Annotated in this window: 26 protein-coding genes, 2 tRNA genes, 1 pseudogene and 1 riboswitch; of the genes and pseudogenes, 19 read left to right on the forward strand and 10 right to left on the reverse strand. The window is 63.3% G+C overall.

Going from position 1 to position 24,667, the window contains the following annotated elements; genetic code table 11:
- Window positions 1-116 precede the first annotated feature (116 nt).
- The 4 genes from G552_RS0113710 to G552_RS15720 all read left to right on the forward strand — a co-directional run bounded on the left by G552_RS0113710 (window position 117) and on the right by G552_RS15720 (window position 2,116).
- Window positions 117-190 (forward strand) — tRNA-Gln (locus G552_RS0113710).
- 31 nt (window positions 191-221) lie between these two features.
- A tRNA-Glu gene (locus G552_RS0113715) sits at window positions 222-296 on the forward strand.
- A 76-nt stretch (window positions 297-372) separates the two neighbouring features.
- On the forward strand, window positions 373-1,476 hold the full coding sequence (locus G552_RS0113720) for an MFS transporter (protein WP_027883500.1): 1,104 nt from the start codon (window positions 373-375) through the stop codon (window positions 1,474-1,476).
- The gene (locus G552_RS15720; RefSeq protein WP_036271046.1) at window positions 1,445-2,116 is read left to right on the forward strand and encodes an HAD family hydrolase; all 672 of its coding nucleotides are present in this window, start codon (window positions 1,445-1,447) and stop codon (window positions 2,114-2,116) included. The genes G552_RS0113720 and G552_RS15720 overlap by 32 nt, the downstream gene beginning before the upstream one ends.
- Here G552_RS15720 and G552_RS0113730 read toward each other — a convergent pair.
- Complete coding sequence (locus G552_RS0113730; RefSeq protein WP_027883501.1) at window positions 2,097-2,552, reverse strand: methyltransferase family protein; 456 nt, start codon at window positions 2,550-2,552, stop codon at window positions 2,097-2,099. The two genes, G552_RS15720 and G552_RS0113730, sit on opposite strands and share 20 nt — an antisense overlap.
- 97 nt (window positions 2,553-2,649) lie before the next feature.
- Between G552_RS0113730 and G552_RS0113735 the strand changes: the two genes are divergently transcribed.
- Entirely contained in the window at window positions 2,650-3,393 is a 744-nt protein-coding gene (locus G552_RS0113735) for a zinc-binding metallopeptidase family protein (RefSeq protein WP_027883502.1), read from the forward strand.
- A gap of 1 nt (window position 3,394) precedes the next feature.
- Here G552_RS0113735 and G552_RS0113740 read toward each other — a convergent pair whose 3' ends face one another.
- The 5 genes and pseudogenes from G552_RS0113740 to G552_RS0113760 form a co-directional block, all read right to left on the reverse strand.
- The gene (locus G552_RS0113740) at window positions 3,395-4,048 is read right to left on the reverse strand and encodes an outer membrane lipoprotein carrier protein LolA (RefSeq protein WP_027883503.1); all 654 of its coding nucleotides are present in this window, start codon (window positions 4,046-4,048) and stop codon (window positions 3,395-3,397) included.
- On the reverse strand, window positions 4,045-4,911 hold the full coding sequence (locus G552_RS0113745) for a hypothetical protein (protein ID WP_245575214.1): 867 nt from the start codon (window positions 4,909-4,911) through the stop codon (window positions 4,045-4,047). Before G552_RS0113745 ends, G552_RS0113740 begins: the two co-directional genes overlap by 4 nt.
- 47 nt (window positions 4,912-4,958) lie before the next feature.
- A pseudogene (locus tag G552_RS15725) lies at window positions 4,959-6,080 on the reverse strand (ABC transporter permease).
- Complete coding sequence (locus G552_RS0113755; protein WP_027883505.1) at window positions 6,077-6,982, reverse strand: ABC transporter ATP-binding protein; 906 nt, start codon at window positions 6,980-6,982, stop codon at window positions 6,077-6,079. The pseudogene G552_RS15725 and the gene G552_RS0113755 overlap by 4 nt, the downstream one beginning before the upstream one ends.
- Complete coding sequence (locus G552_RS0113760) at window positions 6,969-7,559, reverse strand: TetR/AcrR family transcriptional regulator (protein WP_027883506.1); 591 nt, start codon at window positions 7,557-7,559, stop codon at window positions 6,969-6,971. Before G552_RS0113760 ends, G552_RS0113755 begins: the two co-directional genes overlap by 14 nt.
- Before the next feature lie 105 nt (window positions 7,560-7,664).
- On the opposite strand from G552_RS0113760, the gene G552_RS0113765 reads away from it, so the two are divergent.
- Both G552_RS0113765 and G552_RS0113770 read left to right on the forward strand, forming a co-directional pair.
- On the forward strand, window positions 7,665-8,204 hold the full coding sequence (locus G552_RS0113765) for an inorganic diphosphatase (protein WP_027883507.1): 540 nt from the start codon (window positions 7,665-7,667) through the stop codon (window positions 8,202-8,204).
- Window positions 8,205-8,279: 75 nt separating this feature from the next.
- A complete protein-coding gene (locus tag G552_RS0113770) occupies window positions 8,280-8,711 on the forward strand; it encodes a hypothetical protein (protein WP_027883508.1) in 432 nt (143 codons plus the stop codon).
- Here G552_RS0113770 and moaA read toward each other — a convergent pair.
- Entirely contained in the window at window positions 8,708-9,682 is a 975-nt protein-coding gene (gene moaA / locus G552_RS0113775; RefSeq protein ID WP_027883509.1) for a GTP 3',8-cyclase MoaA, read from the reverse strand. The two genes, G552_RS0113770 and moaA, sit on opposite strands and share 4 nt — an antisense overlap.
- 93 nt (window positions 9,683-9,775) lie before the next feature.
- On the opposite strand from moaA, the gene yjjX reads away from it, so the two are divergent.
- From yjjX to G552_RS0113815, 8 genes are all read left to right on the forward strand, one after another.
- Window positions 9,776-10,300, forward strand: coding sequence for an inosine/xanthosine triphosphatase (gene yjjX / locus G552_RS0113780; RefSeq protein ID WP_027883510.1), 525 nt, complete (start codon window positions 9,776-9,778; stop codon window positions 10,298-10,300).
- Window positions 10,301-10,420: 120 nt separating this feature from the next.
- The gene (locus G552_RS15730) at window positions 10,421-10,747 is read left to right on the forward strand and encodes a GNAT family N-acetyltransferase (RefSeq protein WP_211224833.1); all 327 of its coding nucleotides are present in this window, start codon (window positions 10,421-10,423) and stop codon (window positions 10,745-10,747) included.
- Between the two features lie 21 nt (window positions 10,748-10,768).
- Window positions 10,769-11,578 (forward strand): [LysW]-aminoadipate kinase, encoded by an 810-nt coding sequence (locus tag G552_RS0113790; RefSeq protein ID WP_027883511.1) that lies wholly within the window; start codon window positions 10,769-10,771, stop codon window positions 11,576-11,578.
- Between the two features lie 73 nt (window positions 11,579-11,651).
- Window positions 11,652-11,798, forward strand: a riboswitch (cobalamin riboswitch).
- Between the two features lie 126 nt (window positions 11,799-11,924).
- Window positions 11,925-12,287 carry a class Ib ribonucleoside-diphosphate reductase assembly flavoprotein NrdI gene (gene nrdI / locus G552_RS0113795; RefSeq protein WP_027883512.1) on the forward strand — a complete coding sequence of 121 codons (363 nt, stop codon included), beginning with the start codon at window positions 11,925-11,927 and terminating at the stop codon, window positions 12,285-12,287.
- Complete coding sequence (nrdE, locus tag G552_RS0113800) at window positions 12,284-14,380, forward strand: class 1b ribonucleoside-diphosphate reductase subunit alpha (protein ID WP_036271049.1); 2,097 nt, start codon at window positions 12,284-12,286, stop codon at window positions 14,378-14,380. The genes nrdI and nrdE overlap by 4 nt, the downstream gene beginning before the upstream one ends.
- 16 nt (window positions 14,381-14,396) lie before the next feature.
- A complete protein-coding gene (nrdF, locus tag G552_RS0113805) occupies window positions 14,397-15,677 on the forward strand; it encodes a class 1b ribonucleoside-diphosphate reductase subunit beta (RefSeq protein WP_245575215.1) in 1,281 nt (426 codons plus the stop codon).
- Window positions 15,674-16,051 (forward strand): acyl-CoA thioesterase, encoded by a 378-nt coding sequence (locus G552_RS0113810; protein WP_027883515.1) that lies wholly within the window; start codon window positions 15,674-15,676, stop codon window positions 16,049-16,051. Before nrdF ends, G552_RS0113810 begins: the two co-directional genes overlap by 4 nt.
- Window positions 16,051-17,535, forward strand: a complete 1,485-nt coding sequence (locus G552_RS0113815) for a phosphodiester glycosidase family protein (RefSeq protein WP_027883516.1) — start codon at window positions 16,051-16,053, stop codon at window positions 17,533-17,535. Before G552_RS0113810 ends, G552_RS0113815 begins: the two co-directional genes overlap by 1 nt.
- On the opposite strand, the gene G552_RS0113820 is transcribed toward G552_RS0113815, so the two are convergent.
- Window positions 17,532-18,623: a DNA adenine methylase gene (locus tag G552_RS0113820; RefSeq protein WP_245575216.1), complete on the reverse strand. Its 1,092-nt coding sequence runs from the start codon at window positions 18,621-18,623 to the stop codon at window positions 17,532-17,534. The two genes, G552_RS0113815 and G552_RS0113820, sit on opposite strands and share 4 nt — an antisense overlap.
- Window positions 18,624-18,790: 167 nt before the next feature.
- Between G552_RS0113820 and bshA the strand changes: the two genes are divergently transcribed.
- Complete coding sequence (gene bshA, locus G552_RS0113825; RefSeq protein WP_036271052.1) at window positions 18,791-20,065, forward strand: N-acetyl-alpha-D-glucosaminyl L-malate synthase BshA; 1,275 nt, start codon at window positions 18,791-18,793, stop codon at window positions 20,063-20,065.
- Here the strand turns inward: bshA and G552_RS0113830 are convergent.
- Window positions 20,062-20,982, reverse strand: a complete 921-nt coding sequence (locus G552_RS0113830) for a carbohydrate kinase family protein (protein WP_027883519.1) — start codon at window positions 20,980-20,982, stop codon at window positions 20,062-20,064. The genes bshA and G552_RS0113830 overlap by 4 nt on opposite strands.
- A 59-nt stretch (window positions 20,983-21,041) precedes the next feature.
- Here G552_RS0113830 and G552_RS0113835 point away from each other — a divergent pair, with 59 nt between their 5' ends.
- Complete coding sequence (locus G552_RS0113835; RefSeq protein ID WP_027883520.1) at window positions 21,042-22,046, forward strand: tagatose 1,6-diphosphate aldolase; 1,005 nt, start codon at window positions 21,042-21,044, stop codon at window positions 22,044-22,046.
- On the opposite strand, the gene G552_RS0113840 is transcribed toward G552_RS0113835, so the two are convergent.
- Complete coding sequence (locus tag G552_RS0113840; protein WP_027883521.1) at window positions 22,043-23,053, reverse strand: polyprenyl synthetase family protein; 1,011 nt, start codon at window positions 23,051-23,053, stop codon at window positions 22,043-22,045. The two genes, G552_RS0113835 and G552_RS0113840, sit on opposite strands and share 4 nt — an antisense overlap.
- Window positions 23,054-23,507: 454 nt before the next feature.
- Here G552_RS0113840 and G552_RS0113845 point away from each other — a divergent pair, with 454 nt between their 5' ends.
- Together G552_RS0113845 and G552_RS0113850 are read left to right on the forward strand one after the other, a co-directional pair.
- Window positions 23,508-24,170: a PspA/IM30 family protein gene (locus G552_RS0113845; protein ID WP_027883522.1), complete on the forward strand. Its 663-nt coding sequence runs from the start codon at window positions 23,508-23,510 to the stop codon at window positions 24,168-24,170.
- A gap of 25 nt (window positions 24,171-24,195) precedes the next feature.
- Window positions 24,196-24,666, forward strand: coding sequence for a hypothetical protein (locus G552_RS0113850; protein WP_027883523.1), 471 nt, complete (start codon window positions 24,196-24,198; stop codon window positions 24,664-24,666).
- The last annotated feature ends 1 nt before the right edge of the window (window position 24,667 follow it).

The raw sequence follows: 24,667 nt of genomic DNA on the forward strand, positions 1-24,667 counted from the left end.
GATGCAGGAGGAGTCGGTTCCCCAGTCTCACATGTGTTGACCGATTACAACACCTTGTCAAAACCAGGGTCATTTTGTACTATACCCATTGCCTGCTTTAGACAGGCGCAGCTCGCTGGGGCATCGTCTAACGGCAGGACTACGGATTCTGGCTCCGTCAATCGTGGTTCGAATCCACGTGCCCCAGCCAGTTTTTTATTGAAGAGGCTCAGGAACCTTCTGGCCCCATCGACTAGCGGTTAGGTCACCGCCCTTTCAAGGCGGCGGCAGGGGTTCGAATCCCCTTGGGGTCACCAGATCGCCCGGCGCAAGCCGGGGTTTTTTATCAAAACGGCGTCGGTAAATTGTGAAGAAACTTGCCAGGGGTTGTGCATGGAAACGAGTGTTCAGGCCCTGCGCCGGCGGCTAACGCTGGGGAGTGCCCTGGGGCTTTTCATGACCGGGGCCGTTGGGGCAGCGGTAGGGGCCGTTGTGTCTGCTTGGCAGGCTGAGTTGGGCCTGGGCCGAGGGTTGGCCTGGTACTTCAACCTGTTCTTCGTAGGGGTTTTGCTGGGCACTTTTTGGAGCAGCCGCATGCGCCGGCGCCACCCCTGGCTTTCCCTAGCTTTGCTGGCCGAGGGCCTGGGGCTACTGCTGGTAGCTGGGGCCGGGAGGGCAGAGGGGATTTACCTGGCGGCGCTCTTTCTAGGCTTTGGCGTTTCTACGGCTAACTTTCACTGCAACGCCCTGCCTTTAGAGCTGTATACCCGGGGGCAGATGCTGGTGCTGGGGCGAGTAAACGCCGCTTTTGGTCTGAGGGCGGTGCTTTCTCCTTTGCTAATGGTCTGGTTGCCCTGGCGCTGGGGGTATGCCATTCTGGCTTTTCTAGCCGTTTTGGCGGCGTTGTTGCTCTGGCAGGCCCCGGCCGTACAGCCCAAGGTTTCGGCCTCGAGCACCCCTTCAAGGCCCCAGCTTTTGCCCTGGGTACTGGCCTCCATCCTGGCCTATGTAGCGGTGGAGCTGGTGATCTCTAGCTTCTCTGGCCTGTATTTGCGCCACCTGGACTACGACGCTAAGGTGGTGGGGGTGTTGCTCTCCCTGTACTGGGTAGGGCTTACCCTAGGGCGCTGGTTGTTGGCGGGTCTGATGGCCGTGCACCCGCTGGCTCGGTTGGCCGGGCTTCACCTAGGGGCCGCCCTGGTGGCGCTGTGTTACCTGCTGCCCCCGGTAGCCTGGTTGTTTCCCCTGGTGGGGTTCTTGCTTGCCCCCACTTTTCCCACCCTCTACGCTTTTACCCAGCGGCACATCGGCTACCCGGCCCTGGCCTACCTGTTCTACGCAGCCGCCGTAGGGGGCAGCCTGGTTCCGGCGGCTTTTGCCCTGGTGCCCAAAGAAAGCCTGGCCCTGGGTATGCTCTGTGTGGTGGGCGGGATGGCGGGCACGACCTACCTGCTCTGGAGAAACAGTGAAGCTCAAAGCGCTGCTCTTCGACCTTGACGGCACCCTGGCCGACACCGACCGGCTGCACGAGCAGGCCTGGCTCGAGGGCCTTGCCCGCTACGGCATCCAGGCCGACCACCACTACTACCAGACCCAGATCAGCGGGGGTCTTAACCCGGAGATTGTGGCGCGGCTGCTGCCCCAGCTCTCGCCTGCCGAGGCTGCAGCCTTCATCGAGCAAAAAGAGGCCCGCTTCCGTGAGCTGGCCGCTGGAGTTACCCCCCTGCCAGGGTTGCAAGAGCTATGGGCCTGGGCCAACGGCCATAGGCTGCGCCTAGCCCTGGTCAGCAACGCCCCCAGGCAAAACGCAGAGCACATGCTGAAGCGGCTGGGCCTGCATTTTGACTGCACGGTGCTCTCCGAGGAACTCCCCGCCGGCAAACCCGACCCGCTGCCCTACCGCACCGCGCTGGCCCAACTGGGCCTGGGCCCCGAGGAGGCGCTGGCCTTCGAGGACTCGCCCTCGGGGGTGCGCTCGGCGGTGGGGGCTGGCCTGCGCACGGTGGCCCTGACCACCGGCCACCCGGCCCACCGGCTGGAGGAAGCCGGGGCCTTCCTCGCAGTGGCCGACTTCACCGATGAGCGCCTGTGGGCCTGGCTGGAGCAACAAAGCCCACCTAGTACACCCAGGGAATGAGCTTGCGCACCCGGCGCCGGTAGCCGGCGTACTCGGGGTAGCGCTCTGCCAGCCAGCGCTCCTCGAGGCTGGCCTTCCGGTCGAGCCACCCAAACAAAAGCCCCCACAACAAGAGGGTCCAAAGGTTTAGATGGGCCAGGCTGCTGCCCAGCGCCCACAGCAAGACCCCGGTATAGATGGGGTGCCGCACCACCCGGTAGAGCCCCTTTTGCACCAGGAACCCCTGGGGCCGGGGCCAAGGCAGCGCGGTCAGGCTGGGCCCTAGCTGCCAGGCTGCCAGCAGCAGCACCCCCAGGCCCACCCCAGCCAGCCCCCGCCCCAGCCAGGGGAGCCAGGGCGGGCTAAAGGAAGGCGTGAGCCACAGCGCCAGCACCAGCAGGCCCAGCAGGGCAAACTGCCCCACCACGTACCCCTCGCCCCGCTGGCCCAAGCGCATGGGTACAGGATACAGGGCTTTGAGGCTTAGGTATCCAGTGGAATAATGGGGCGAAGCGACATAGATACCTCAGCTAAGCATTTCGAGAAGGTGGTTTGTGGAAGAGCTGGATGTCCTGATGGATTTCCTGGAAATTCCGTTGGGAAGCGCGGATGGAGTGTTTGACCGATTCACCCGGCTGCCCGGTGCTCTTCTTTTGGGCACAGGGTTGGAGCGCTTTTTATTCATCGCGGGTGAGCGAGCCAGCAAAGTTTTGTTGGTCGCCCATGCTGACACCTACTGGGATGAGCAGTATGGCCGTCCACATGGGTTCGAACCAAAGGAACTCGAGTGCAAAGATGGTGTCATCCGAAATAAGAAAGGCGGTCTAGGCGCTGACGATCGGGCCGGCTGCGCCATGATCTGGCTGCTCAAGGACATGGGGCACTCCATCCTTATAACCAGCGGTGAGGAAGAAGGCAGCAAAGGTAGCCATTGGCTAAGGCAAGAGCATCCTGATCTCTTCCAACGCATTAACGCGGAGCACCAGTTTGTGATCCAGCTAGACAGATGCGGCGCCAAGGATTTTAAGTGCTACACAGTGGGCACCGAGGCCTTCAGGAGCTACGTTCAGGAGAAAACCGGCTATACCGAGCCAGACCGCAAGAGAAGTACCGATATTGTCACCCTTTGCCAGGACATCTGCGGGGTCAATCTGAGCATCGGGTACTACCACGAGCACACCCCAGAGGAGTATCTGGTAGTGAACGACTGGCTAAACACGCTAGAGCGGTGCCGCCGGTGGCTAGCGGAACCTGAGCTGCCGAAATTCCCCCTCAGCGCAAGTGAAGCCCATCCATAACTCAGTTGCGCCGCAACACCTCGGCATCGGCGGGCCGTTTGCGCAGGGCCTGAGGGGTCAGGTTGGCCCGGCGGAAGTTCTGGAAGCTGAGGTCGGCCAGCACCCGGTTCTGGCTATCGCGCAGGGTGAGGGCGATGGGGCGGGGGTCGGCCTTGAGCACCAGGATTTCCATGCTGGCAAAGCCCAGCGAGGCGTCCTTGGGGGTACCGCCGATGCGCCAGGCTGCGCCGGCAGGGGTGTTTTGTTCGCCCAGTAGCCGCAGGGTAACCCGCTCGGCGAGCTGGTTGAAGTCGCCCAGGTCGGTCAGGTTGACCCCCAGGCCCTCTACTCTGGCCTTGGCTCGAGGCTGAATAATCACCTGGTTGGTCAGGAACAGGTAGTTCCAGACTTCCTTATCGGAGATGACCACAAAGTTGCCTTCCAGGGCTGCGGGTTTTTTGAACTCTACCCGGGCCAGCGGCTCCCGGCCCGGAATGACCTGCAAGCGGAACTCGGCCTCCTGGGTGCTGCCGTCGGGCAGTTGAACCCGGCCGGTGAGGGTCGCTTCCCAGGGGGAGCGATCCAGGTTGGTCTGCACCTGGCGGGTGATCTCGGCGATGGACTGGGCCACGACCAGGCCAAGGGCGAGAACAGCAATGGCTAGTAGCTTCTTCATTCGTTGCCTCCAAGGTTGAGGGTGTAGCGCAGCCATAGGGAAAATCCACCATCGTAGCCGGCGTCGGCGCGGAAGCCATAGGCCTCTATGCCCAGGCTAGCAGCCCAGGGATAGGCCGCGGTTAGGCGCAGCTTAAGATTGTTGAGCGCTTCGTCGTCCAATGGAGCGGTCAGGGCTGCCTCCAGCCGGTTGAGCTGCCCGGCCCGCAGGGTGGCCTCGAGCAGGGTTCCCGCTTCATCTAGCTCCCCCCGCCAGCCCAGCAGGCCGTAGATGCGGGAGTCCTCTATTCCCAGACCAAAGGTGTAGGTCTGGGTCTGGCGCAGGGCATAGCTCAGCTCGGCCATGCCCCTAGCGATGCCGGCCAGGTCGTTTTTGAAGCCCACCTGCCCGCCCAAAGTCTGCCGAGGGTCGAGGCGGTAGCGCCCCAAGAGCCCCACCTTCAATCCACCCTCGGCTTCCTCGCCCACCCACAGATTGTTGCGCAGGGTATTGCTGTAAAGGGCTTCTACACGGGCTGCGACCGGCCCAAAGATTCCGCTGGCCCGTCCTCCCACGCCCCAGCCAGCCAAGCCCAGACTGGCCTCGAGCTGGTAGCTTACCCGCCCTAGGGCGCTAAACTCCAGGGCGCTCCCCAAACCGACCCCCAGGGCGTCTTGCTGAAACCGGGCCTGCAGGTCCAAACCGCCCAGCGGGAGGGTGGCCTCTATGGTAGGGGTCAGATGGTCGGGGGCCAGGCGGCCATAAAGCCCAAAGGTGAGGGACTGCCCCAGGCCAAAGGCCGAGAGCTTCAGGCCCAGCGCGACCATGACCAGGCGCAAAACTCGAGCGATGTAGTGGCAGTGTACCCGTCTGACCTGAAACACGCTAATCTCCATTGGCTTTTGCACCGTGTGCAGCGCTCCCAACCCCTCTAAGCCGCCAGCCGCTTGCCAAAGCGCAGGCTTGCCAAGCCTAGCACGGCCACACTGAAAATGATTAGGGCCAGCAGGTCTATCTAGAGGGTCTCGAGGCCAGCTCCCCGCAGCATCACCCCGCGTGTACCCTCGATCAGGTAGCGGGCCGGGATGATGGCCGACAACCACTTGAAAAAGAGGGGCATGCCCTCTACCGGAAACACAAACCCCGAAAGAAAGATGGTGGGCAGGATGTAGGCAAACGTGCCAAACACCGCCTGGATCTGGCTACGGGCCAGGGTGGAAATCAAAACCCCTACCCCCAGCGAACCCAGCACAAAGAGCACTATCAGCCCGACCAGCAGCAGCAGATGGCCGCGCACCGGAACGCCAAACACCCAGTGCCCAATCGAGAGCACCACCAGGCTGACCAGTGTGGCGATTACGAAATAGGGCAGCACCTTGCCCAGCACCACCTCATAAGACTTGATGGGGCTGGAAATCAGCGATTCCATGGTACGGCTTTCGTTTTCCCGCACAATGGAGAGGGCCGTAAGCAGCACGGTAAAAATGGTCATAATCAGGCCGATAATGCCGGGGATGGTGAACCAGGCGGTCTTACCCTCGGGGTTGTAGAGGGTGTGGAGGGTAGGGGTGAGAGGCGGGGTGGTGGCCGTTCCGGCCAGCACCTTGCCCGCCAGCAGGCGGCTATTGACATCGCCCAGCACTTTGCGCAGGGCGGCCTGGGCCTGAAAGGCAAAGTTGGGGTCGGAGCCGTCCACGTAGACCTCGAGCTGCACTGCTTTGTCCTGCCGCACGGTTTGCAGGGCTCCGGCCGGGATGACCAATCCCACCCGGGCCCGGTTTTCCTGAATGGCCTGTGTAACCTGTTCGGGGCTTTGGGCGGTGTGGGTCAGGGCAAAACGGTTTTCTTTTTGCAGCTCCTGTAGCAGGTACTGGCTGATGCGGTCTTGCGAGCCGTCGTAGACCGAAAGCCGGATGCCGGAGAGGGTGAAGTTGATGGCGTAGCCGAACAGCAGGGTCATGATGATGGGAAGCCCCACAATCAGCCTCGAGAGCACATGGTCGCGCCGAATCTGGGTGAACTCCTTTTGGGCCAGGGCTGCGATGCGGTTCACTCCGGGCCTCCTTTGCTGGCGGGATTATCGGCAGGGGAGGGTTGGCGGGTTAGCACGATGAACACGTCTTCCAGGTTGGGATAGACGGTCTGCAGGGGCAGGCTGGGGGTTGGGCCGTTGTTTTCCAGAATCAGCCGGATACCGTTGCCGCTGGGCCAGCCGTCGAGCACGCCGGGCATGGCCCGAATCTGTTCCAGGGGCAGGCTGGTCTGGCAGTAGACCACCCGGGCGCTTTGCAGCGCCTGCTGCTCGAGTTCGTGGGGGGTGCCCTGGGCAATCACCTTGCCGCCATAGAGCAGGGCCAGCCGGTGGCAGCGCTCGGCCTCGTCCATGTAGTGGGTGGTCACCACCACCGCCGCGCCTCTGGCCGCTTCCTGGTGAATCAGATCCCAGATGGTTCGGCGCGAAACCGGGTCGAGGCCGGTGGTGGGTTCGTCCAGAAACACCACTTTGGGCCCGTGTACCACCGCCTGAGCGATGGCCAGCCGTTGCCGCCACCCTCCCGATAGGGCTCCGGCGAGCTGGTGGGCAAAGTCCTGCAAACCAAAGCGCCGAATGGTCTCCTCGACTGCGTGGGGTACGGCTCTGGCGCCCAGGTAGAGCCGGGCACGAAATTCCAGGTTTTCGCGCACGGTGAGGTCGCGGTAGACGCTGGCTTCCTGGGTGGCATAACCAATGGCCGCCTTGACCCGATCGGGGTAGCGGCGCACATCCAGCCCGGCCACCAGAGCCCTGCCGGCGCTGGGCAGCAGAACCCCGGTCAGGACACGAATCAGGGTGGTTTTGCCCGAACCGTTGGGGCCCAGCAGGCCAAACACCTCACCTGACCGAACCTGCAAGCTCACCCTGTCCAGGGCCGCCAGCTTGCCAAACTGCCTCGAGACCTGTTCAACGCTGACCACGGCGTCTCCCTTCCAAAAAGCCCTTCACATGGGCTTTCAAATCGAACGGTGGGTGAACCCCCATCGCCCCAAAAAGCAGCACCCTGGCAAAGAGCGGTCCCAGCAGCGCAAGGGCGGCCTGAAAGGGGGACTCCTCGCGGAGCAGGCCGGCTTTTTGCAGCCCGGTGATGTACTCGAGCACGCTGGAGATGGCCTGATTGAAACCAGCAGGCCCTTCTGCCCCGCGCAACTCCGGATGACGGGCCAGCTCCGGCAAAAGCCGCACCAGAAGGCCCTGGTTGGCCTCGAGCATCTGCACGTAGCGCTCGGTCAGGTGCAGCAGGTCGGCCTCGAGGTTCCTCGTGCGCAGGGGCAGCACCTGTTCTACCGGAGGCGTAAGCTTCTGCACAGCCTCCTGCAACAGGGCTTCCTTGCTGCCAAAGTGGCGAAATAGCGTAATCTCGGAAACCCCTGCCCTGGCAGCAATTTCGCGGGTGGTGGCTCCTTTGTAGCCCTTTTCGGCCAGGAGTTCCAGCCCCGAGCGCATCAGAGCTGTCCGGGTCGTGTCCGGCTCCGCGAAGTTAGCAAGTAAGTACATACTAACAACCATGCTATCCCGGCCACTTTTCCCCTGCAACCCTGACCCTTCGTTTTTGCCGAAGCCTTTGCTGCTTTTGCGGGAGGATGTCAGAATAGGAGCGCTATGGCGAACCTCAAAAACCTCCCGGCTGGTAAAAAAGCCCCTGAGATCGTGCATATGGTCATTGAAGTACCGCGCGGATCGGCCAATAAGTACGAGTATGACCCCGACCTCGAGGCCATCAAGCTCGACCGGGTGCTGCCTACAGCCCAGTTTTATCCCGGCGATTACGGCTTTATCCCATCCTCCCTGGCCGAGGACGGCGACCCTTTGGATGGCATTATCCTTTCCACCTACCCCTTGTTGCCCGGGGTGGTGGTGGATGTGCGGGTGGTGGGCATGGTGGACATGCAAGACGAGAAGGGGGGCGATGCCAAGATCATCGGCGTGGTGGCCGAAGACCCCCGCTGGGATCACATCCAGGACCTGGCCGACTTGCCCAAGGCCTTCAAGGAGGAGATTCAAAACTTCTTCGAGACCTACAAGGCCCTCGAGGCCCACAAGGGCAAGTGGGTCAAGGTCTCGGGCTGGAAGGATAGGGCCGGGGCCGTGGCCGAGGTCAAGGCCTGCCTCGAGCGCTTCAAATCCCAAAAGGGCAGCTAATGAAACAGCAAATGGGCCCACCGACGGCTTGACCGCCGGGGGCCTTTGTGGTTATGTAGTCAAAACGAGCTTTGTATGGCCCTGCAGCAGCGAATCGAATCCTTACTGAAAGCCCTGGGGGTGCCCGATCTCAACGTGGAAGTACCCCAGGTAAGCGACGAGGAGGCTTTCCTCGAGGCGTTGGAGGCCGCCATCTGCAGCTTCATTGAGGATGGCGAGGACGACCAAAGCCCCCGGAGCCTGATCGAAGCCGACCCTTCGGCCTACGACCTTTCCGATGAGCCTGACAGCGAAGAGCTGCAAAACGCGGTCAAGGATTTCATGAATGCCGGGGATTCGCAGCTTTCCCTCATCACCCCCGAAAGCCCCATCCAGCCCGATGGAGGGGAAGACCCACGGAAGTGCTGGGTGTTTCTCTTGGAGATGCCCAGCCTTTCTGAGCACCGCTGGTGGGCCGTTGTGGACAAAAACGGTCGCAACGAGACCTACAACTACGGGGTTGTCTAGCCCCCAATCCCCACCATGACCCGCTGGCGCAGGGTGGGCAAGGTGTTGCCAAAGGCAGGTTTGCGCTGGGTGGCCAGCAGGATGGCATCTACCAGAGCCTCGACTGGGTTAGGGGCGGCAAAAGCCCAGGCGATGTCCATTTCCAGCTCGGTGAGCAAACAGGGGCGGATCTTCTTGTCGGCGGTCAGGCGCAGGCGGGAACACTTGGAGCAGAAAGGCTCGGCTACCGGGTTGATGAAGCCGATGCGACCAACCGCCCCAGGAATGCGGTAGACCCGGGCAGGGGCGGTGGGGTCGTGGGCTATTTGTTCCAGGGGGCCAAAGTGGGCCTCGATGCGGGCCTTGGTCTCGGCACCGGGGATGAAGCGCTGCTGGTAGAGTTCAGGGTTGGAGTTGTCGAGGTGCATGTACTCCAGAAAGCGCACCTCGAGGGGCTTGTCCAAGGAAAGCGCGGCCAGTGGGATTACCTCGCCATCGTTCATACCGCGGATCATCACCGCGTTGATCTTCACTGGGTGCAGCCCCAGCTCCCAGGCCGTCTCGATAGCCTCCCAGACCTTTTTGACCTCACCACCCCGGGTCATGGCCCGGAACACCTCAGGTGTCACCGCGTCCATCGAGAGGTTGATCCGCCTCAGGCCAGCATCCACCAGCGCCTTGGCCTTGCGCTTGAACAGCAGGCCGTTGGTGGTGATGGCGATGTCGGGGATGCCCAGCTCCTTGGCAGCCGCGATCATCTCGGGGAGTTCCTTGCGCACCAAAGGTTCGCCGCCGGTAAAGCGCACCGACTCGAGGCCCAGCATTTGCATGGCCTGCATGAAGCGGCGCACATCCTCCACCGAGAGCGTGCCGGGGGGCTCGCTTTGCTCCCAGCCCAGAGGGTGGCAGTATAGGCAATGTAGGTTGCAGCGCGGTGTGACCGAGATGCGCAAGTCCTTGATGAGGCGTCCGTAGTTGTCGATGAGTTTCACAGCACTGCCCCCCATGTTGCACATTCTAGCAACACGGGTAGGCCAGGCTCAAGCCGGCTTACAAAGGCCCCTTAATGCGGTAGCCTGGGGCCTATGGTAGTAGTGGGCAGCACCAATCCCGCCAAACTCGAGCCTGTGCGCCTGGTGTTCGCTGAGCTTTTCCCTGGGCTGGAGGTTCGGGGGGTAGCGGTAGCGAGCGGGGTGCGTGACCAGCCGGTGGGCTACGACGAGACCTTTTTGGGCGCGGAAAACCGGGCCAAAGCCGCGCTGGCCCAGCCGGGGGCCACCTGGGGGGTGGGCCTCGAGGCCGGGGTGGAGTTCAACGCCCATGGGAGCTGGCTTTTCAATGTGGCCGTGCTGCTGCGCGCCGATGGCCGTAGGGGTATAGCCCGGGGAGGCTCGGTACTGTTGCCGCCCGTGGTGGGCGAGCGGCTGCGCTTGGGCCAGGAGTTGGGGCTCGTCATGGATGAGCTGGTGGGCAAAAAAGACACCAAGAAGGGCCTTGGCGCAGTGGGTATCCTGACCCTTTCCCGCATCGAGCGCCTTGAGTTCTGGCGCCACACCATAGAGTTGGCCCTGCCCCCCTTTTTGCGCCCGGAACTCTATCCACTAGAGTAGAAAATGGAGTGGCAAAAAGGCCCCTACACCATTAGCACCGATTTTTCCCGCTTCGACCTGGCCCGGGTACACCATTACCTGGCCCACCAAGCCTACTAGTCGCCAGGGATTCCGTTTGAGGTGGTCGCGCGGGCTTTCCAGAACTCGCTGGCCTTTGGCCTTTACCAGGGCAAAGAACAAGTAGGCTGGGTCCGGGTCATCACCGACCGGGCCACCTTTGCCTACCTGGCCGATGTGTACGTGCTGGAGGCCCATCGGGGTGCTGGGCTGGGCCAGTGGCTGATGGAGGTTATCCTGTCCTACCCGGAGCTACAGGGCCTGCGCCGCTGGATGCTGGCTACCCGCGATGCGCACGAGTTCTATGCCCGCTACGGGTTCAGGCCCCTGGCCGCCCCTGAGCGCTTCATGGAACGGCATTTCCCCGACGCCTACAAAAAATCGGTATGATGACTGGCTAGAGGTTGGTCGATGATTGTTGTAAAGGTAGGCGGTTCGGAAGGCATCAACTACGAGGCGGTGGCCAAGGATGCGGCAGCTTTATGGAAAGCGGGCCAGAGACTTGTCCTGGTGCACGGCGGCAGCAGCGAGACCAACAAAATCGCCGAGGCCCTGGGCCACCCGCCGCAATTCCTGACCCACCCCGGCGGCCTGACCAGCCGCCTCACCGACCGCAAGACCCTGGAAATCTTCGAGATGGTCTACTGCGGCCTGGTCAATAAGCGCATCGTGGAGCTTTTGCAAAAGGAGGGTGTGAACGCGGTGGGCTTGAGCGGGCTGGATGGGCGCATCTTCGAGGGCAGGCGCAAAGAGGCGGTCAAGTACCTCGAGAACGGCAAAATCAAAATCCACCGCGGCGACTACACCGGCTCGGTGGAAAAGGTGAATACGGCTTTACTGAGCCTGCTTCTGGAGGCGGGGTATCTACCGGTGCTGACCCCCCCGGCGGTGTCCTACCAGGGCGAGGCCATCAATACCGATGGCGACACCGCTGCCGCCTTGCTAGCCCAGGCCATGCGGGCCGAGGCCTTGTTGCTCCTGTCCAACGTTCCCGGGCTTTTGGCCAACTTCCCCGATGAGTCGAGCCTAATCAAGGAGATTCCCGCTGCCCGGGTCAGCGACCCCCAGTACATGAGCGTGGCCCAGGGCCGGATGAAGAAAAAGGTACTGGGCGCGGTGGAAGCGGTGCAGGGTGGGGTAGGCCGGGTGGTGTTCGGCGACGCGCGGATAGAGCGGCCCATCTCAGCGGCGCTGGCCGGCGCGGGAACGGTGGTGCGCTGAAGCGGGAGTATCTCTATCGGAACCACCTTTTGCCCGATTATTAAGCCCTTTTCCCTAGACATTTGCTACGACATATAGTATTGTTTTACGCGGTGTCCACAATATGTGGACACACAAGCGGGTGACAGGGGAAGTGCGGTGCGAATCCGCGGCTGTCGCGCAACGGTGATGGGGCATTAGGCCCACAAGCCCGAATGCCTGCCCTGGCTTGAATCCCTAGCCCTCGCGTCAAGGGCGGAAAGGATGGTTTCGGTGAAGAAACATTCCCTACAACCAGGTGCCTCCTAAATAAAAGGGCTTTTTGCGAGAACCTGTGGGCCCATAGGGCCGCAGGTACAGAGGCTTTATGTTGATTGCCTACGCTTCCAAAACCGGTAATGTGGCCCGCTTCGTCGCAAAGCTGGGCTACCCTACCCTGCGCATTGAAAGTGGCCGGGAGAGGATCACACATCCTTGCGTCCTGGTGACCTACACCACCGGCTTCGGTCAGGTGCCCCCCGAGGTACGGGCCTTTGCCCAGGCCCACCGGAGGTTTATTCGTGGGGTGGCGGCCAGCGGCAACCGCAGCTGGGGGCCAAACTTTGCCCGCGCCGCCGATACCCTGAGCGAGCTGTTGGGCGTGCCGGTGCTGCTGAAGTTTGAGCTATCCGGCTGGCCCGAGGACACCGAGCGCTTCAGGCAAATTTTGTCGACCCTGGAGGAAAAATGACGACCACAATCCCCAACTATCTAGAACTGAACAGCCAGCTCATCCGGCGCACCCCGGAGGGGTTCTTCGATCTGGGCAAGGACCAGGAAGCCATACGGGCCTTTGCCCAGGAGGTCACGTGCAAAAAGCGGGTCTTTCAGGACCCTATCCAGCGTCTGCGTACCCTCATCGCCGAGGGCTACTACGAGGACTTCTTCCGGCTTTATCGGGAAGAAGACCTGGCCGAAATCGTGGCCCTGGCCCATAGCTACCCCTTCGCCTTCCAGAGCTTCATGGCCATCTCCAAGTTCTACAAGGACTACGCCCTGAAAAGCGACGACAAGAAACACTACCTGGAGGACTACCCCGACCGGGTCGTGGCCGTGGCCCTGTATCTGGCCCAGGGCAATGTGAACCAGGCCAAAGCCTACGTGCGGGCCATGATGGAGCAGCGCTACCAGCCGGCCACGCCCACCTTTCTCAATGCGGGTCGGGCCCGGCGGGGCGAGCTGGTCTCCTGCTTTTTGCTCGAGCTGGACGACTCGCTCAACAGTATCGGCTACGGCCTCAACACCGCCATGCAGCTTTCCAAGATCGGGGGCGGGGTGGCCCTCAACCTTTCCAAGCTGCGGGCCCGGGGCGAACCCATCAAGGGGGTGGCCCACGCCGCCAAGGGCGTGGTGCCGGTGATGAAGCTCTTTGAGGACGCCTTCAACTACGCCGACCAGATGGGCCAGCGCAAGGGAGCCGGGGCAGTCTACCTCAACATCTTCCACTGGGATGTGGAGGAGTTTTTAGACACCAAGAAGATCAACGCCGACGAGAAAAGCCGCATCCAGACCCTGGCTATAGGCCTTATCGTGCCGCAGAAGTTCTTCCAGCTGGCCGAGCGAGGGGAGGACTTCTATGTGTTTGCCCCCTACTCGGTGCGGATGGCCTTCGGCCAGCACTTAGACGATATGGACCTCGACCGGATGTACGAGGCCCTGGTGGCCCACCCCGAGGTCAAGAAGCGGCCCATTAGCGCCCGGGGGATGCTCACCCGGATCGCCCAGACCCAGTTCGAGTCGGGCTACCCTTACCTCATTTACAAGAGCAATGCCAACCGCAGCAATCCCCTCAAAGGGCTGGGCCAGATCAAGATGTCCAACCTGTGTACGGAGATCTTCCAGATTCAGACCACCTCGGTCATCAACGACCACGACGAACCCGACCAGATCGGCTACGACGTAAGCTGCAACCTGGGCTCGCTTAACATCGTCAACGTCATGGCGCAGAAGAACCTGGCGGAGAGTGTCTATACCGCCATGGACGCCCTTACCGCGGTGAGTGATCTCTCCGACATTCGAAACGCCCCTGGGGTTCGGCGGGCCAACCGAGCCTTTCACTCGGTGGGGTTGGGGGCCATGAACCTGCACGGGTATCTGGCCAAGCACTTCATCCGCTACGAGTCGGCGGAGGCCAGGGAGTTCGTCCGGGCTTTCTTCATGGCGGTGAACTACCACAGCCTCGAGCGCTCCATGCAGATCGCCCGCGAGCGGGGGCAGACTTTTGAGGGCTTCGAGAAAAGCGAGTACGCCGATGGGTGCTACTTCGAGAAGTACCTGGAAAACGACTACCGCCCCACCCGCCCTACGGTGCAAGCCCTGTTTGAGGGTATCCCCCTCCCCGGCCCCACCGAGTGGGCCCGGCTCAAGGAGGAGGTGGCCCGGTACGGTCTTTACCACGCCTACCGCCTGGCCATAGCCCCCACCCAGAGCATCAGCTATGTACAGAACGCCACGCCCTCGATAGGGCCCATCGTGGATCTGATCGAGACCCGCACCTACGCCAACAGCACCACGTACTACCCGATGCCCTATCTTTCCCCCGAGACGCTATTCTTCTACAAGTCGGCCTACCACATGGACATGTTCCGGGTCATCGACCTGGTGGCCGAGATTCAAGAACACGTAGACCAGGGCATCAGCACCGTGCTCTACGTGACCAGCGAGACCAGCACCCGCGAGCTGGCCCGGCTCTACGTCTACGCCGCCAAAAAGGGCCTGAAGTCGCTGTACTACACCCGCACCCGGAACCTGGGGGTGGAGGAGTGTCTGAGCTGCGCGGTTTAGGCGAAAGGAGTTAGCGATGCGGATGATCGAGCAAAGCGAGGTTTTGCCCGCAGTCAACTGGAACCAACCCGTCGATGCCTACACCAAGATGTTCTGGGATCAGAACGTGCGGCAGTTCTGGGTGGACGAGGAAATCCCCCTGGCCGACGACAAGCTGCCCTGGATGACCCTCTCGCCGGAGGAAAAGCGCACCTACGAGCACGTCCTGGGCGGGCTGACCCTGCTGGATACCCTGCAGGGTGGGGTGGGGATGCCCCTGCTGTCCCAGCACGTGGAGAACCCCCAGCGCAAAGCGGTGCTGGGCTTCATGGGGGCCATGGAGCATATGCACGCCAAGAGCTATAGCTCCATCTTCACCACGCTGTGCACGAAAGAGCGCATCCAGGAAATCTTTGACTGGGTGAACCGCCACCCCATTCTGCAACAAAAGTTGCGCGTGATTCGGCAGCATTACCTGGGGGTAAAGGACCCCCAAAGCCTCTACCTGGGTCTGGCGGCCAGCGTGCTGTTGGAGTCCTTTCTGTTCTACTCGGGATTTTTCTACCCCCTCCTGCTGGCCGGGGGTGGGCGGATGGTGAACGCAGGGGAGATCATCAACCTGATCATCCGCGATGAGGCCATCCACGGCGTATACGTGGGCCTTCTGGCCCAGGAGGTGGCCGCATCGTTGCCCGAGGGCGCGCAGCAAGCGGTCCGCCGGGAACTCCTCGCCCTGGTGGAAGCGCTGTACCGCCTCGAGGAGGCCTACACCCGGGAGTTATACCGGCCTTTGGGGCTGGAGGAAGCGGTGCTGGCCTTTGTGCGCTATAACGCGGATAAAGCCCTGATGAACCTGGGGGAGTCCCCCTACTTCCGCACCCGGGAAGAGGAGGTGAGCCCGGTGGTTCTGGCCGGGCTCTCCACCAAGACCAAAAACCACGACTTCTTCTCCACCAAGGGCAACGGTTACGTCAAGGCCATCCGGGTAGAACCCCTTTCCGACGAAGACTTCCGCTTCGAGGAAAGGCCCGATTGCCAGCCAGTTATCAAGCGGGAGGGGCGGATCGTACCCTTCGACGAGCTAAGGATCGTGCGGGCCATCGAAAAGGCCGAGGCTGCGGTGGGCCAGCCCATCCCCTATGAGGATATCCAGCGGGCCATCGTAGAACCCATCAAGGCCCTGGCCCGCACCCGCAGCCTGGCTATTGAAGAGATCCAGGATCGGGTAGAGGAGGGCCTGATGCGGCTAGCCCCGGCCGTGGCCAAAGCCTACATCCTTTACCGGGAGGAACGGCGCAAGGAACGGGGGGGCTTGTGAGTGGGCAAACCCATACGGTGCACCTGGTGCGGCCAGGCGACTGCAATCACTACGGCAGCCTGTTTGGTGGAACGGCTATGGCCTGGATGGACGAGGCGGCTTTTGTGGCAGCCACCCGGCACGCCCGGGCCAAGGTGGTGACGGTGCATAGCGACGCCATTGATTTTCGCCACCCGGTGCCGCAAGGCTCGATAGTGGAGCTGGTGGCCTGGGTTAAGCGAACGGGCCGCAGCTCGATGTACCTCGAGGTCGAGATGTGGGTTGAGCCCACCGACCGCGAGGAGCGTACCCTGGCCTGCCGGGCGGGCTTCGTGATGGTGGCTTTGGGGCCGGATGGCCGCCCCATGCCGGTGCCCCCAGTACAATCCGAATGATGGGCCGGTATGTCTTGGTCTGGTTTTGGCTTTTGGCCCTGGCCTGGGCTCAGCCGTGGGTGCCGGCCTCGAGGCTGGGGTTGCAGGTGGAGCGACAGGGGGAGGCCACCACCTTCCGTAAGGAGGGCCTCGAGTTCACCTATGTGGAGGGCCTGGGCTGGGCCCCGCCCCTGGAGGCTGGCCTACCCCCGCCCCAGAACGGACGGCTGCCGGTGGCGGTCATCCGCGCGGTGGGCCTGGTGACCGCGCCAGAGGCCGGGGTGCGCTTTTCTGCTGATGCGCAGCGATTGCGCCTGGTGCTGGACCTGCCCGAGGGAGATGCGGTTCGGCCCAGCCCCAGCGAGCTGGCCCCCTATCCGGGCCGCTTGGAGCTGAGCCTGCCCTACTTCCTGCCGGGCCTCGAGGGGGTGCGCCCACCGGGGGTAGAGGTGGCCGCGCGCTACGAACCCCAGAGCACACTGCTTGTCCTGCAGGCTCCCCCGGGCCGAACCTACCGCTACCGCGGCTTTCTGCTGACCGACCCCAGCCGCTACGTGCTGGACGTGTACTACCTCGAGCCCGAGCGCGAGGAGGAGGTGGCGCCGGGCTTCCGCTACCGCGAGGTGTGGGCCTGGACGCCCGAACCGCTGCGGATGTACTGGCTCGAGGCCCAGGCCGGTCGCTGGCGCATGGAGCCGGTGGGCCGCCCTGGCGAGCGCAGAGTGCTGCCGGAGATGGCCCCGGGGGCCCTGGCCCTGCTCAACGGGGGCTACTTTGATGGGCGCAGCGGCACCCCCATCGGCCTGTGGGTGCGCGGGGGGGTGGCCCTGAGCCTGCCCTACGGGCGCAGCACCTTGTTCTGGCAGGAGGGGAGTGTGTTTGCTGGGCGTCCCCGCTTTGCGGCCTGGGTAGAGACCCAGGAAGGGCGGCGTATCCGGGTGGGTCTCAACCTGGAGCGGGCCCGCTACACGGCACACACCCTGGCCGGCCCGGTGGGGCGAGCCGGGGAACAGGTGCACCTGGTGCAGGGCGACCGGATCGTGGCCACCTACCCAGCCCCCTACGCCCTGCCGGAAGGGCTGTGGGCCCTTAGCTTCCCTCCCCAGGAGCCCATTGCCCGCACCGGTGAAACCCTAAAGCTTTTGGTCAGCCTCGAGCCGCCGGTGGAGTACGCTTTAGAGGCGGGGCCTTTGCTGATTCAAGCTGGCCAGAACGTCTTCGACCCCAACGCGGAGCCTTTCCGCGACCGGGCCCCGGTCAGCGCCACCGCGGCCCAGTCGGTGGTGGCCTGGTCGCAGCAGGGAGACCTCTATTTCATCGTTACTGAGCCCACCCGCCCCGAGCGGCTAGCACAAGCCCTGCACGAGCGGGGTTTATGGGGGGCTATCCGCATGGACGGTGGGGGCTCGGCCCAGCTATGGGTTAGGGGCCAGCTCCGCAGCCCCGCACCTAACCCTTTGGGGATACGCCCGGTGGTGAGCGGGTTGGCCCTGTACCCTCGCTAGCGGGCCAGGGTAAGCAGCGCTTGTTGCACCCGTTTGCTTTGGGTGGCCACGAACAAAAACTCCCGGTTCTCGGTGTGGGAAACCCGCCCCACCTTTTGCCCCTGGGGGTTATAGATGCCAATGCGGGCCCCCACGTACCGCCGGTAGGGCCGCTCGAGGCAGATTACATAGCCCCAGTCCTTCAATAGGGCCTTTAGTTCCGCCATACTGAGGAAGCCCTCGTTGTTGAAGGAGAGGAGCAAGTGTTTGCTCCGTAGACTTCCCAGGAGCTTTTCCATCGCGCCTTTTGCCCTCCGCTTAGAGTTGAAAGGGCTTTTGTGCTCGCGCACATCGGCTCGTTTGCGGGCCACCCCGTAGGTGGCGGGCTTGTCCCAGCGCACCAGGGTCTCCCACAGGTGGTAGTTGCCCAGGTAGGAGTGTTGGTTGTAGGGCGGATCGAGGTAGAACAGGTCGGCCTCGAGTTGGGGGGCTATCTCCAGGGCATCCCCCTGGATCGCCCGCCCGGCCCCGGGCAGAAGCGGGGGATAGGTCAGGGTCAGCCTGTGGTAGGAGCGGGGAGCCCAGCGCTTGAGGTAGGCCATCTGGATGCCGGTGGTGGAGTCCACCCTGTCGGCAGCCAGCAAGAGGCTGCAAAGCAGAATGGCCCGCAAATGCTCGTCACCCGCGGACTCCAGCTCGATGGCCTCGCGGATGGCCTCTATTTTTGCTCCGTTGTGGGGCTGAAAGTAGCGCGACGCCTGGCAGTAGGTGCGGGTAAACCAGCCCGCTCTCCCTTCCAAGGCTTGCAGCCGGGCAAGAATGGGCTCGAGGCGCTCCTTGGGGTAGCTTAGCGCATCGGCCTCCACCAAGGCCCGGGCCAGGGTGACGGCATAGGCGTAGAGGTCGTTGGCGGTCACCCGGAGGCCCATTCTTTTCAAGGCATGCCCTACCCGAGCGCTGCCAGAAAATAAGTCCACCGCCTCGCGCAAGGGGTCTATGGCCGCGATTCGCCCCACTACGTCTTCAATCCAGGGCAGCAGAGCTCGCTTAGAGCCGATGTACTTGACCACTGCGCCCATTCTACCGGCCACAAAGAGAACCTCGCTCACGGTTGGCAAAGCAGCCCACCCCTATTTTCATGAAGGGGGCTTAGGGTTTCTTAGGGAGGTTCTCATCGCGAGGTTTTAGCCTATGAGGCGTTCCGAAGGGCAACCTGAAGCTGGCCTGACCGCTTAGCCCCAGGATGAGGCCAGGCAGGATGGGAAAGGAGGTTTGGATGAACATCGCCATTCTTTGTCATGCCAGTGCGGGGGGGTCGGGGGTGGTGGCCACCGAGCTGGCCCTGGCCCTGGCCGGGTTAGGCCACCAGGTACATGTGGTGGCCTCCGAGAAGCCCTTTCGTCTGACCGAGGAGCGGCTGAACCGGCTGGGCCTTAGCAGCAACCTGCTCGAGGCCGCTCCGGTCTCTACGGGCTCGACGCCTGTGGGGGGGTTGGGCCGTATCTTCCAGGCCTCCCGCAGGAGCGTGGCCCGCTGGCTGGGCCGGCTAAGCAAGCCCCTTGGCCGGGGGCAGCTCCACTTCCACCAGATTCTGAGTGCCGACTACCCCTTGTTCCAGGAGCCGCTTACCCCCCTAACGGCGGCCAACTCCCTGGCCGAGCTCATCGACCGCTACAAAATCGAGCTGGTGCATGCCCACTACGCCATTCCCCATGCCACCAGCGCCATCCTGGCCCGCGATATGGGCCACCCGGTGAAGGTGGTAACCACCCTGCACGGCACCGATGTCACCTTGGTGGGCCTCGAGCCGGCCTTCGCCAAGACCACCCGGCACGCCGTGCGCAGCTCCGATGCGGTAACGGCGGTCTCCCATTCCCTAGCCCAGGACGCCCGGGAAAAGCTAGGGGTGGAGCGCGCGATCGAGGTGATTTACAACTGGGTGGACGCGGAGCGCTTCAAACCCAACCACGACCCGGCTTTCCGCGCCCGTTTTGCCCAGCCGGAAGAGGCCATCGTGTTGCACGTTTCCAACTTCCGTTCGGTCAAGCGGCCTCAGGATGTGCTGCGGGTGTTCGCCGGTGTCTTGGAGCGGATGCCGGCCCGGCTGCTGATGATAGGGGATGGGCCCTTGCGCCAGGACTGCCTCGAGCTGGCCCACGAACTGGACATCGCCGGTCGGGTGCAGTTTTTGGACTCCACCCCCAGCCCGGAGAAGTTCATGAGCGTGGCCGACCTCTTTCTCCTACCCTCAGAGCAAGAATCCTTCGGCCTGGTGGCCCTGGAGGCGATGGCCAGCGGGGTGCCGGTGGTGGCCAGCCGGGTAGGCGGTCTGCCGGAGCTGGTGGAAGACGGAAAGACCGGGTTTTTGTGCCCGGTAGGGGATGTGGCGGGGATGCTCTCGGCGAGTTTGGAAATCCTCACCAGCCGCACCCGGCGGCGCCGCATGGGCCAGGCCGCCCGCGAGCGGGCCATCCGGCATTTTCGCCCCGAGGTGATTGTGCCGCGCTACCTCGAGGTCTATGAAAAGACCTTGGCCCTGGCCTCGGCCTAGGCCAGCTCAGCCTGCCAGGGCGGGTCGGCCCCAGGCCGGGTGCAGGTGAGGGCGGCTACCCGGGCGGCGAAGTGCAGCAGGGCCTCTAGGCTTTCGGCAGAGAGCTGTTCTAAAGCAGGGCGTGACCAAAGACCAGCCCGCCAGAGCCAGCTTAGGGCACCGGACATGAAGGCATCCCCTGCCCCCACGGTATCCACCACCGCCACCGCGGGGGCCGCCACCCGGGCCAGGCCCGCTGGGCCTAGGGCTAAAGCCCCTTGGCCGCCTAGGGTGACCACCACCAAGGCCGGCCCTTGCTTTTGCCACTCCAGGGCGATCTCCTCGGGGCTTTCCCCGGGGTAGAGCCAGGCCAGGTCGGCCTGGCTGACCTTGACCAGGTCGGCCAGCTCGAGCCAGCCCAGCAAGCGCTCGAGGTAAGCCTCCTTATCGGGAATCAAAAAGGGCCGCACATTAGGGTCGAGGGAGATTAGGCGGCGCCGGGCCTCGCGCCGCATCAGAAGCTCGAGGGTGGAGGCCGCCGGCTCCAGCACCAGCGAGTACGAGCCGAAGTGCAAAGCCGCCTCGGGGGGCAGGGTGGGGGGCAGGTCTTGGGGGTAGAGCATGCGGTCGGCGGTGTTTTCGCAGTAAAAGGAGAAAAACTCCCCCGAGGCCGAAGGGCTGACCAAGGCCAGGGTGGTGAGCTGGGGGCGCTCCTGCACATAGGCCAGCCCTACTCCGCTGGCCGCCAAATGCTGGCGCAAAAGCTGCCCGAAGGCGTCTTGGGAAAAGCAGCCCAGGAACTGGGTGGGGGTGCCTAGGCGGCCCGCGCCTATGGCCACGTTGTAGGGTGAACCGCCGGGATGGGGCGCATACACGGTGCGGCCCTGGTAGGTAAGGGGGGTCATGTCGATGAGGGCTTCTCCGGCCACGATGAGCATGCTCCCAGTTTATATCCCTGCGCGGGGGCCTTGAGGTAGACTTTGGCTGGGAGACAAGTATGGGACTGAGCAAGGGAAAGGTAGCGCGCATACAGGCTTGTGCCGACGATAAGGGTGTGATTGCGGCAGCGGCTATGGATCAGCGTGGCTCGCTGCGCAAGGCTATCGCCAAGGCCCGGGGGGGCGAGGTGAAGGACGCCGAGCTGACCGAGTTCAAAAGCGCGGTGGTCAAGGCCCTGACCCCCTACGCCTCGGCCATCCTGATGGATACCGAGTACGGCCTACCGGCGCTACAGCACAAAGCCCCACGCACCGGGGTGCTGCTGGCCTACGAGAAATCGGGCTACGACAATAGTGTGCCAGGCCGCCTACCCGATCTACTGCCCGAGCTGAGCGTGCGGCGCATCCGCGAGCTGGGGGGCGATGCGGTCAAGATTCTGCTGTACTACAACCCCGAGGACGACCCCAAAATCAACGCGGTTAAGCACGCCTTCATCGAGCGGGTAGGCGCGGAGTGCCAGGCTTTAGAGATGCCTTTTTTCCTCGAGCCCATCGCCTACGACGACCGGTTGGGCGAGGGGTTGGAGATGGCCAAGGCCAAACCCCGCTATGTGGCCAAATACATGGAGGAGTTTTCCAAAGAGCGCTATGGCGTAGACGTACTCAAGGTGGAGTTCCCCTTCAACGTGGCCTATACCAGGGGCACCCTGGGTTTCAAGGGGGAGGAGGCCTATACTCGGGCCCAGGCCCTAGAGTTCCTCAAGGACACCGCTAGCGCGGCGGGCAAACCGTTCATCTACCTTTCGGCAGGGGTCAGCGATGCTGTCTTCCGCGAGTCGCTGGAGATGGCCGCCGAGGCCGGGGTGCCCTTCAGCGGGGTGCTGTGTGGCCGGGCCACCTGGCAAGAGGGCATTCCGGTCTATGCCAAAGAGGGGCTGGCGGCCCTCGAGGCCTGGTTGGCCGACCAAGGGGTGAAGAATATCCAGCTCCTCAACCAGGTACTGGCCAAAGGGGCCAAGCCCTGGTGGACCCTCTACGGCAGCCTCGAGGCCGCGCTGGCCTAGGCCTCGCGCTGCACCAAACGCCTAAGCAGCTCCAGCACCATCTGGCCCAGCGCGCCCTCTGGGGCGGCTCCTAGCTCTGGCTCGAGCTGGGCCAGCCCCTCGGCCAGCATCTGCTCGGCCCGTTGCTGCGCATAGGCCACCGCTCCCGAGTGTAAAAGCTGCTGGTGCAGCCAGCGTACCTCGGCCTCTGGCTTCTGCGCCCGGGGGGTGGACAACAGCCGCTCGGCGCGGGCCCGTTGGGCGGGGTCGGCTTGCCGTAGAAAGCGCAAGAGGATCAGGGTGCGCTTGCCCTCCCACAAATCCCCCGCGATCTCCTTGCCGTACTTGGCGGGGTCGCCTTGCAAGTTGAGCACGTCGTCCACGATCTGGAAGCCGATGCCCAGCTTCAGGCCTGCCTCCTCCAGCACCGCTTTGGGTCTTTGCCCCGCGGCTAGCACCCCTAGGTGCAGTGGGGCTACCGCGGTGTAGTAGGCGGCTTTCTGGCCCACCATCTCCAGGTAGTCGCTCTCTTCCAGGTCGAAGCGCCCTTGCACCATCCAGCTGATCTCCAGGTGCTGCCCCTGGGCGGTGCGTTCTACCGTCCGGGCGAACTCCAACAGCACCTCCCGCGAGACCCCGGCCTGGATAAGCAGGGCCCACTGCCGGGCGTGCAGGGCATCGCCCGCGTTCAAGGCCAGGGGCATCCCGTAGAGCTTGTGCAGGGCGGGCCGGCCTCGCCGCTCGTCGGAGGCGTCCTCAATGTCGTCGTGGATCAGGGCCCAGTTTTGGAAGAGCTCGAGGGCCGCAGCAATGGGCAGTAGAGCCTCGAGGCGGGCCCCAAAGGCCAGCCCGGTGTAGACCAGCAAGGTGCCGCGCAGCATCTTGCCGCCTCGCTCGGGGTAGTCCCGCAGCAGCCGGGCGTACTCGGCCAGCTCGGGGCGAGAGGCGGCCTCGGGCTGGGGTAGGGCGTCTAACAGGTATTGCTGGATGGCCTGGCGCACCTGGCCAGGGGTGAGGCGGGTGGTCATGGCTAGATAGTGACGACTCCCCGGACTAAAGTCCAGGGCTTCTCGGGCATGGTATTGCTACCCCCGAAGGCTCCGTCCGAGCCCAGAAGACCTTGACTCCGTATCGGCAGGCGAGCGCCATGCTCAAGCTCTACCACGGGTTTGCGTTTGGAGTTTTACTCATCGGACTGCCCGATGAAACCCCCTACCCCAAGTTTCAAGGTGCACGGGGAGCGCTGTCCCCAGTGGGATTGTACCACACATGCGCCACTCGCTATGCTATGTCCGCCTCCGGTGAACCCAGGAGTCCGTGCATCCCGCGGACGGAAAGTCCGGGGGATTATAGCTCCCCCACGCCCCCTCTTTTCTCTAACCCGCTTTTCACGAGGGCTTAAGCTTCCGGGGTTTGGGGCCGTTTGCGGTTGTGACCCCCGCAGGGGTGCGCTAGACTGAGGTTCGACAGGAGGCAGCAAATATGGGTATTCTAGAACGGCTCTCCCGCCTGATTCGGGCCAACCTCAACGACCTGATCCGCCGGGCCGAGGACCCCGAGAAAATCATCGAGCAGGCCTTGGAAGATATGCGTGCCGCCCTGCGCGAAGCCCGCATGGAGGTGGCCGAGGCCATGGCCGAGCTGCGCAAGCTCGAGCGCGAACAGCAAAGCTACGCCCAGCAGGCCCAGGCCTGGGAAGAGAAGGCCCTCCAGGCCCTCAAGGGCGGGCGTGAAGACCTGGCCCGCGAGGCCCTAAAACGCAAGCAGCAGGCCCAGGCCCTAGCCGAGGGGTTTGCCCAGCAGGTCGCCCAACAGCAAAGCCTGGTGCAGCAACTCACCACCCAACTTAAGGCCCTGGAAGGCAAAATCCAGGAATCCGAGGCCAAAAAGGCTCTACTCATCGCTCGTAAGAAGGGAGTGGAGGCAGCCGAGACGGTGCGCCGTTTCGAGTCCAAAATAGACGCTCACAGCGCGGTGCAGGCCTTCGAGGAGATGGAACGGCGCATCGAGGCGCTGGAGGACAAGCACGCGGCCTTGAGCGAGCTAGACAAAAGCGACATCGAGAAGGAGCTTCAGAACCTAGGCAGTAACCAGGCCATAGAGGACGACCTGGCCCGTCTCAAACGCGAGCTGGGGCTGGCTTAGGAACCTCGAGGGTATAGCAAGCGGGATGGGGGGCATTGCCTTAGCGGAACTCATGCTGCTATTGCTGCTGGTGGGCCTGTTGCTATGGGCTTTTGGGGCGGGTGGCCGTTGGCCGCAAGGGCAAAGCGAGCAGGCCCAGCGCTTGCAAGCAGCCCTGGCCGAGCTCTGGCGGCAAGGGGAGGCGCTGCCCCACCTGCGCGAGTCGCTAAAGCAGGCGGGGCGGTATGGGCGGGCGCTGTACCGGCTTCTGCCTCGCCTAGCCGAGCTCGAGCGCTTCCTAGCTAAGCCGGGCCTGGAGGAGGATACCCGCATCCGCCTTTTGGCCCGCCACAACGACCTGAAGCGCACCTTCCAGCAGGGGGTAGAGTACCTCGAGCGCCTGGGGGCTGAGCTGCTGTTGGTTACGGAGCCCCAAGAGCCGCCGGCCCTGGCCGAGCTGCCCCAGCGGATTGTGGAGCTGCGCGAGGTATTGAACCTACCGCCGGGGTTAACATAGA

It is taken from the genome of Meiothermus rufus DSM 22234 (genome assembly GCF_000423425.1).
Taxonomy (GTDB): Bacteria; Deinococcota; Deinococci; order Deinococcales; family Thermaceae; genus Meiothermus; species Meiothermus rufus.